The organism is Affinibrenneria salicis, from assembly GCF_008710095.1.
In genome coordinates this window covers 1-7,111 of record NZ_VYKJ01000033.1, presented here as the reverse complement: position 1 = coordinate 7,111, position 7,111 = coordinate 1, and the positions used below count along the sequence as shown (strand labels likewise).

Below are 7,111 nucleotides of genomic sequence, written 5' to 3'. Positions count from 1 at the left end.
GTGGCAGTAATTTGGCCAAAACTGCGGCTTTACGTTCCGGTGAATAACGTTTCATAACAGGCTCCGTTGCCCCCATAGAGATTTTCAGTATGGGGTGTCAACTATCCTGCCAGAGGGGGAGATGGCACATGCAAACGTGTGCCACCTGCAAAGCTCGGTATGATCGGGAATGGGCACCATATCAAGCTCAGTCGCGACTCTGCGGATAGCTCACCCTGGGATATGAGTTTTGAGAGTGAATTTGATGTGGCGGATAACAACTTCCCATCGGTTATCGACTGGCTGAGTGGACTTATTAAACAAGAACTGTTTGACCGTGATTTGCGAGATCGCTTTGTGCATCAACCATACACAGATGCCCAGCTTAAGAATTTGACCGAATGCGTGGTTTCCCTAGTTGTCCGCAGTCCCAAGAACAGAGAAGCGTCTGTTTCTATAGCAGAGCACCTTAGGGGAGAGCTTCCAACACCTGAAAGAAACGCACTCATAGGACTGAACATGAGGCAGTCACAGCGGATGATTGCTGACAACATCAGGGAGCGTGCTAAATTCGCAGTTCTTTTCTCATCTGGAAAAGAGTTTATTTATGGAGATGGCTTATTTAATAACGTAACGGGTGTTGGACATCCTCCGCTCAGCCCTAAGATAATTGCTCCCATTACACCGATGATGAGCGTCATCATCAGTAGACCAACCTCCTTTCAGATGGAGCCTCGACTTTCTTCAATTGTTTTATCGAATGAGGAGGTCGAGGCTTGTAATCACGCAGTCCAGGTTTACTCAAAAGGCGCTCTGTTCTATAAATCGGAGCGCCCCTGTCTTATTGAGGCCTTTACCTGCTCTGAACACTTGATCTATGAGGATCCAGACAACCCGATGGACACCTTGATTTGTCACATTCCCGGGATACCGCCAAGAGACCGCTCACTGGACTTCCTGCTGGAGCGTAAATTGAGAAATGCCTCCCTCTGAAGTCGTGTGGTGCAGCGTTTTCGGGTAAGGATGCAGGTTAATATATAGCAAATGGTCCGCTTTTGGCCGATTCCGACCCTTGGTGATCAACCACTTTCGGCTGAAGGCGGACAGTCCTCCAATCTGGAGTTTTTTAGGTTCCTAAATTGTACACGAGTTGCTGTTGCCCAATAAAAATGACAAGATCTGCTTTGCCTAGACGGCCAATCATAGTCTGTAACGTATCGTCCATTTTTAGTTAGCCATATGGAGAATTGGCATGCCAAAAAAAAGAAGCTCAACGTTAACGGACACTCAATTACATATTTCAGCGCTGAGGCCAAGAGCGTCAAAAGCGAACACACAGATGAGTTTATCAATGTAATTCATACCAATGAAGATGCCTACAAGTACGACATTCGAGCTGATGAGCGCATCCCTGACATCAACGTAGCAAGAGATTATATTGAGGCTTCACTTGAAAAGGCTAAGCAGAATTTCCTGAAAGTTGAAATCTCGGAGTACAAAGAAAGGTTTTACTTATTCTTCAATGTGCAAAGCATCGGGCAGATTCAGTACACTGGTAATAGGATCTGAATGTCCAAAAATTCACTCAAGACGACGCCGCTTCGCGGCGCGGCCTAACTTAATTCGTTAGCCTTCAGCAGGAGCCTCGTGTGACATACGAAGATTTGCTTTATCTTGACCTCGATTTTCTGGCAGATAAGAACGAAGAGGCCACCGGCGTAGCACCAAAGACTATCATTTCAAAGAACGAGGGCATGGATGCCCAAGCGGGAATTTCGTTCCTGAAATCGGGTCTTCATAGTCAAGTTACTAGACAATTTACCACTTCAACTCAAGCCATGCTAAAGGTAGTCAAGTCGTCACTTGAGGACTATGCCACACACGATCCAAATCTTGAACCAGGACAAAAACCCATCAATGTTTGGGTCAAAGGCAAGTTGACCATTGGGCAATGGGGCGAAAACAAGAACTCAGAAAATGCTCTGAATATATTCTTTGAGGTTAAAAACGACGACTATCGCTACACATTGCTTCCCAAAAATGAGTACTTTTTGGCCAACATCGAGGCGTTAGAGATAATCTCTCCCGCATTGCAGCGCTGGATTCAGATTCCCGTACGCATGCTATGCAAGATACTGTACCCGTTGCCAGATATTCGCACATTTGTGGTCACGCCATATCTACTTTGTGCGAATGATAGCTAACCACGCCTTCAAGCGGACCAACTTACGGCAGACCGATTAGGTCAAACATTATAGTCAGGAGTACACTTGGTGGACAGCAAAAAGGCAATAGAGCTCGGTGCGAAGGTGACGCAGCTTCAGGCGCTCATGATCGCATACGCAACGGATGGACGTACATCTGATCAACCTCATGCCTATCGCGATCAATATGCTGAGGTAACATTTGAACTTGAAGACGAGAAATACGCAAACCCAAATCCGCATAAATCGCTGGAAGCCTTCTATGCCTTCTGCAAATCTCAGGAGATGAATACGTATGCACTCCGTCGTGCCTATGTGGAAGATCTGTACGCAGATGTGTTGCTAGACTTCAAGAGAATACAACGCCATGCATCATCTTCCAAGAATTGGGGAAAGGCAAACGATGCTCTGGCCGATGAACTGAACCCGATTCGTGCTCAGTGGCTAAAGGCTAAGAACTTTATTTACTCTGCAACGCCAGACTTCGAAAATTCGATCAAGGAATCCATCAGTGCCGTCGAGTCATGTCTCATGGCGCTGCTCAACGAGCCGAACGGAACGTTAGGCAAGATTATCAAGCAGGCAAATCTCGACCCAGATATTGAGCGACTAGTAAGTCAGGCTTACGGCGCCACAAGCAATAAGGCATTTGTCCGGCATGGCGGCACCGTTGCATCAGGCCTTACAAAGGCCGAAGCCGAGTTTTTTCTAGAGTTTGCTGCCACATCTATCGTCTATATCACACAGAAGCTGAAGCATAGTGCATCAGGTACGTAGACACGCCCCTTCTGCTACTTCCTCAGGTCAGGATTGGGTATCGCAGACATCAAAACTTCAGGGTAAGCAACTTCCTGTTTTACGCGCTGCCACTCGGCCTTCAAGATGGTTTCAGTGTGTTCTTGCGCTTTGCCAATCAGGAGAGTCGTTTCTTCAAGCAGCATCTTGGCTTCGGCTGGTGTCTTCGCGCCTTGGGTCTTGCTCAGTGCGGCTCGGATGAACTCGAGGCACTGCCGGAGCTCAATGTGCAAGTCCTCCTGTGGATTGAGCCGGAACATAATTCGGGTGTGTCGTTCCTGATGCTCGCGGTCACGCGCACCGTTCTCCGGTGAGAACGCATCGGCAGCTTCCTGTAAAATCTTCCCGGCCTTCGCCGGGTCAACTTTCCCAACTGCATCTACAGCTTCCTCCTGAATGCGTAGTTCCGCGCGTTGGCGCATATAATCCCACTTCCAGACGATCTCCTGTGACAAGGCTAGGTGGAAGGCCATGTCTGTGCGCAGTTCATCAATCCACTTCTGGCGTTTGTCAGCAACGAAAGACGCCGTTGTGCGATGTGAGACCAAGTGCTGGAGATCAAGTTGCCTCGCAATCTGTCGTCGAGCCAGATAAGCAATCAATAACTGGGCTGCGACGCCGGCGATCGCAATAATGGCCGTCAATTCAGGTGTGTTAGTGACATTTGAATCCATCCTCAGTAGTTAGCTAAACGCGAGATAGTAATCGTTCGGACATACAGCTGTCCGCTGGCACTGAACTATCCGTCAGTCCTGATTGGATTAAGTGTTGCAAGGGTACAGTACAAATTAAACGATTGTGTGGCGGCATTTGGTTTGCTGATGAAATTCATGATAACGACTCGCATTGAGCTGCAATCTCGTCCAGCGCCTCTTCCAGAGAGGCAAAAGGGTCAGTGTGAATTGCTGGCGCATTTTTCTCTTCAATACGCACGGCAACGTAATAGCCTGAATCTTCAATGATGGCATAGGAGCCTATCGCGCAGTTAGTCAGCATATCGTCATCATCCAGTATGTTGACGGTCGTGCCTTGAACGTTGATTTTTCTCATTTTAGTTATTACTCCGCTTATAGATACATGGGGGAATGATTTTAACTGGCAATGCCGCTCCTTTCATACATACCAGACTGCCTGATAATAGCGTCTCATGATTAAAATCATTCACTACTTTGAATGGTCGGAACAACTGACAAATAAGGATTATCCTCCGGTATCGCGTTATCAAAGATGTCTTGCGGTCTGTCCAGCAGATACCCCTTAACCCGGCGCGTTTTACGCGGACCTTTCACTTCGCAAACGAAAATGTTGATACCATCGTTGCCGCGCTGATGGAGTTTCAGTTTCTGGAAGGTTTTCTGCACCTGCTTCCATTCATCGCCGGTGGCGCCGGTAGTGGTTCTGACATACAGCTTAAAAAGCTCCGGCGAGACCAGAAACGCTTTGCCTTCGACCATATGGACCCTTGCCTGTGTGTCGTTTACCGCAATTTTATGGGTTCGTATGCCTTCCCTGAGCCAGTTGATAAAACCGGTATCCGTAACCTGAGCGGCTTCCGGTACGGCAACGGGACGTGGCGTCTCTGGTTGCAGACTGACGTTTTCCCTGCCGTCTGTCTCTGCTTCTGCCTGTCCGGACTGAACTTTCGGTAATTCATCCACTGTATCAGTCGATTCGGGCTGGATGTGTTTATCCGTTTCCTGTTCCGGTGATGCAAACAGAGAAAAAGCCAACTCACTGAGTTCGTTTTCAGGTGTGGCAATGTTGGGTGCGGTATGGCTGTCAGCGTCTCCTCTTTCAGTGGAAGTGGTCGCCGTACTGCCTGGTATCACTTTTCCGGCAAACGGCGTGGGCCGTTCTTCTGCGTTCGGCCAGATTCGGGATGGTGCCAGGCGCAACAATGTTAGTGGGCGGCCCGGCGTCCAGCCGCTATCAGCGGTGACGATACATGACCAGACCGCCTTACCTTCCTGCGTGGGAACAATCAGCCCATGCGCCTGCATTTCATCAAATAGCCGGACATTGCTTTCAGGTATGCTGGTTACGCCCTGTTGCAGCAGCCATGCCCGCGCTCTGTCGGCGGTGGTTTTGCTGATAAGCCAAAGGGCGTCGTCTGTTAGCCAGCCATCGGAGCCTGAACTTGGGTTACTTAGCTTGAATTCCGCTCTCACCAGTTCCCGCAGGGCCGTCAGGATCTGTTCAGGCAGCGAGGATGGCGGGCGGGTCAGTGCCTGACTGGCATTGGCCCCCATAAACTGTGCTACCGAAGCGCGATCCGCCTCCTGTACCAGTTCCCCCAGTACACCCGCGTTGTCATAATGGCCGCTGATACAATACAGGAAGGATTCGTTGAGTTCCCGGTACTGCGCCAGCCAGTTGAGCGCCGAAACCGGCAGGATCTGTAGGGCCAGCAGGCTTCCGATCGCCGGGTGGAGCCGGTGATCGCGGTTTTTTTGGTATCTCAGGCGATAGGGTTGTGCCAGCGGCCCCATCCACGGCAACCAGCGCTGGTTATCGTCGGTCATGACTTCAATATCCGTCACTATTTTCCCGATATCATGCAGCAGAGCGGCATAAAGTATCCCCGCTGTCCAGGCTTCGGCTTCTCGGGCCTGATCTTCCGGCGCCGCGCCAACGGGAAGGAGATGGCGCTGGCGCAGCTTTGCCGCAAATGCCATGACCTCCAGCGTGTGATCCAGCAACCCTCCCGGATGCGAGTGATGATGATATTCGGAGGCCGGAAACTGTTGTACCAGCTCGGCAAAACGTGCAACCGGGCTTTGATACAGTTCCTTAAATAATGCGACGGGTAGCGATGTTCTCTGCCAGATGATTTTCATCAGTTGTCGGCGCAACGGAGTGACGAGCAGCGCTTCTGCTTTCTGCGGATATAACCAGCCGGGCGTGTTTTCCTGATACAAAGAGGCTGTTGCCGGTTCAGGGATTGGCTTTTTGCCGGTGAGCCATTTCAGTTTTGCATGAATGCCGGTTTTCATGATGATAACCTGCCATAACGTTATTTGTTCATCTGGCGGTAAAACTGGTAGCACTCCAGTAAAAATGCCGTGATGGTTTTTCCCTGCTCGGCGGCAAAGGCCTTTATTTCCCGGTGCATCAGGGGATCTATGCGGATCTGAATGGGTTTGGTGCTACCGGTCGGGTGCTCGGTGTTCGTTACCTCCAATGGACGGGGAGTCAGAGGCGTCAACTTGAGTACGGATTTTTTTGCCATATCGGAAGTCCTGAATGCCGAAAGAGCCTGAAATCATGAATGCCGATTTTTCTTCTTTCCTGTTTTCAGGCAGGAAGAGATCAAGGCAGGGGACGGGCCGCGCGACCGCAAATTTCGTGGATCACGTTTTTGGCGCGCTGGTTCAGCGTTTTCCACGGCGTTTCCGTGATGGAAAGCCCTGCATCCAGTGCAATGCTGTAACCCGGTTTAAACGTGAGGAACGTGTGCGCGCAGGCAAACTGCCAGGCGGTGATGGTCTGACAGGCGGAACGGCCTTCGGCCTGGCTGGGCGCTTTGCTGACCACATAGAACAACCGGTTGTGGGGGATACCTCTATGCACCAGTTCATGGCCCAACAGCAGTGAGGGTTCCAGATCATCCAGTGAGGTGCCGGTAGCGATCACGACGAGGTTTGACTGACGGGCGATATCGAGAGAAGAGATATCGACAAACGGACGGGTATCGATGATAAGGCACTGATAACTGTTTGCGACTTTTAGCGCCACATCGTGTCGGCGATAAACGCCGGTTTCCACCGCGGGAGAAATACCGGCGTTATCGCGGCGTTCCGCCCATTTGGCGGACGTTTGTTGCCGGCTGTCCAGGTCTGCGAGATGTACTTTTTTGCCTGAGTGAATGAGTTCAACGGCAGTGGCGCGGGCGAGCGTTGAACGGCTGACGCCGCCTTTCTGACTGATAAAACTGATGATCATAGGATCTCCTGAATTCATGAAATACTGAAAAGCCAAAAGAATGAATGCAGGAGAAACTCTGACGGAAAATTGCTAATTGGTCGGTAATTAATTAAAAACAGATCCAGCATGTTTTATTAAAGACTGAATGCATGAAAACAGGATTTCCTGTTCAGGGAAATAGCCTTTTGCCTCTGGCCCTTTCGGTAAAG

9 protein-coding genes are annotated in these 7,111 nt (G+C 50.1%); 4 read left to right on the top strand and 5 right to left on the bottom strand.

Translation table 11 applies throughout. The features are described 5' to 3' along the window. Positions 1-159 precede the first annotated feature (159 nt). From FJU30_RS26435 to FJU30_RS26420, 4 genes are all read left to right on the top strand, one after another. On the top strand, positions 160-972 hold the full coding sequence (locus FJU30_RS26435) for a DUF4238 domain-containing protein (RefSeq protein ID WP_150437903.1): 813 nt from the start codon (positions 160-162) through the stop codon (positions 970-972). 246 nt (positions 973-1,218) lie between these two features. Continuing rightward, positions 1,219-1,548 (top strand): hypothetical protein, encoded by a 330-nt coding sequence (locus FJU30_RS26430; protein WP_150437902.1) that lies wholly within the window; start codon positions 1,219-1,221, stop codon positions 1,546-1,548. Between the two features lie 80 nt (positions 1,549-1,628). Beyond that, entirely contained in the window at positions 1,629-2,183 is a 555-nt protein-coding gene (locus FJU30_RS26425) for a hypothetical protein (protein ID WP_150437901.1), read from the top strand. A 66-nt stretch (positions 2,184-2,249) separates the two neighbouring features. Further along, positions 2,250-2,960 carry a hypothetical protein gene (locus tag FJU30_RS26420; RefSeq protein ID WP_150437900.1) on the top strand — a complete coding sequence of 237 codons (711 nt, stop codon included), beginning with the start codon at positions 2,250-2,252 and terminating at the stop codon, positions 2,958-2,960. Positions 2,961-2,974: 14 nt separating this feature from the next. Here the strand turns inward: FJU30_RS26420 and FJU30_RS26415 are convergent, their stop codons facing one another. From FJU30_RS26415 to FJU30_RS26395, 5 genes are all read right to left on the bottom strand, one after another. Continuing rightward, positions 2,975-3,652, bottom strand: a complete 678-nt coding sequence (locus tag FJU30_RS26415; RefSeq protein WP_150437899.1) for a hypothetical protein — start codon at positions 3,650-3,652, stop codon at positions 2,975-2,977. Between the two features lie 154 nt (positions 3,653-3,806). Further along, positions 3,807-4,028, bottom strand: a complete 222-nt coding sequence (locus FJU30_RS26410) for a hypothetical protein (RefSeq protein ID WP_150437898.1) — start codon at positions 4,026-4,028, stop codon at positions 3,807-3,809. A gap of 107 nt (positions 4,029-4,135) precedes the next feature. Further along, positions 4,136-5,971, bottom strand: coding sequence for a MobH family relaxase (gene mobH, locus FJU30_RS26405; protein WP_150437897.1), 1,836 nt, complete (start codon positions 5,969-5,971; stop codon positions 4,136-4,138). Positions 5,972-5,991: 20 nt separating this feature from the next. After that, positions 5,992-6,207, bottom strand: coding sequence for a hypothetical protein (locus FJU30_RS26400; protein ID WP_150437870.1), 216 nt, complete (start codon positions 6,205-6,207; stop codon positions 5,992-5,994). 80 nt (positions 6,208-6,287) lie between these two features. Beyond that, on the bottom strand, positions 6,288-6,920 hold the full coding sequence (locus FJU30_RS26395) for a ParA family protein (RefSeq protein ID WP_150437869.1): 633 nt from the start codon (positions 6,918-6,920) through the stop codon (positions 6,288-6,290). Positions 6,921-7,111: the final 191 nt, after the last annotated feature.

What these genes read in the sequence shown, in the direction of transcription:
- FJU30_RS26435 (WP_150437903.1), top strand. Translation starts at nt 160, where the DNA reads ATGATCGGGAATGGGCACCATATCAAGCTCAGTCGCGACTCTGCGGAT.
- FJU30_RS26430 (WP_150437902.1), top strand. Translation starts at nt 1,219, where the DNA reads ATGGAGAATTGGCATGCCAAAAAAAAGAAGCTCAACGTTAACGGACAC.
- FJU30_RS26415 (WP_150437899.1), bottom strand. Translation starts at nt 3,652, where the DNA reads ATGGATTCAAATGTCACTAACACACCTGAATTGACGGCCATTATTGCG.
- FJU30_RS26410 (WP_150437898.1), bottom strand. Translation starts at nt 4,028, where the DNA reads ATGAGAAAAATCAACGTTCAAGGCACGACCGTCAACATACTGGATGAT.
- mobH (WP_150437897.1), bottom strand. Translation starts at nt 5,971, where the DNA reads ATGAAAACCGGCATTCATGCAAAACTGAAATGGCTCACCGGCAAAAAG.
- FJU30_RS26400 (WP_150437870.1), bottom strand. Translation starts at nt 6,207, where the DNA reads ATGGCAAAAAAATCCGTACTCAAGTTGACGCCTCTGACTCCCCGTCCA.
- FJU30_RS26395 (WP_150437869.1), bottom strand. Translation starts at nt 6,920, where the DNA reads ATGATCATCAGTTTTATCAGTCAGAAAGGCGGCGTCAGCCGTTCAACG.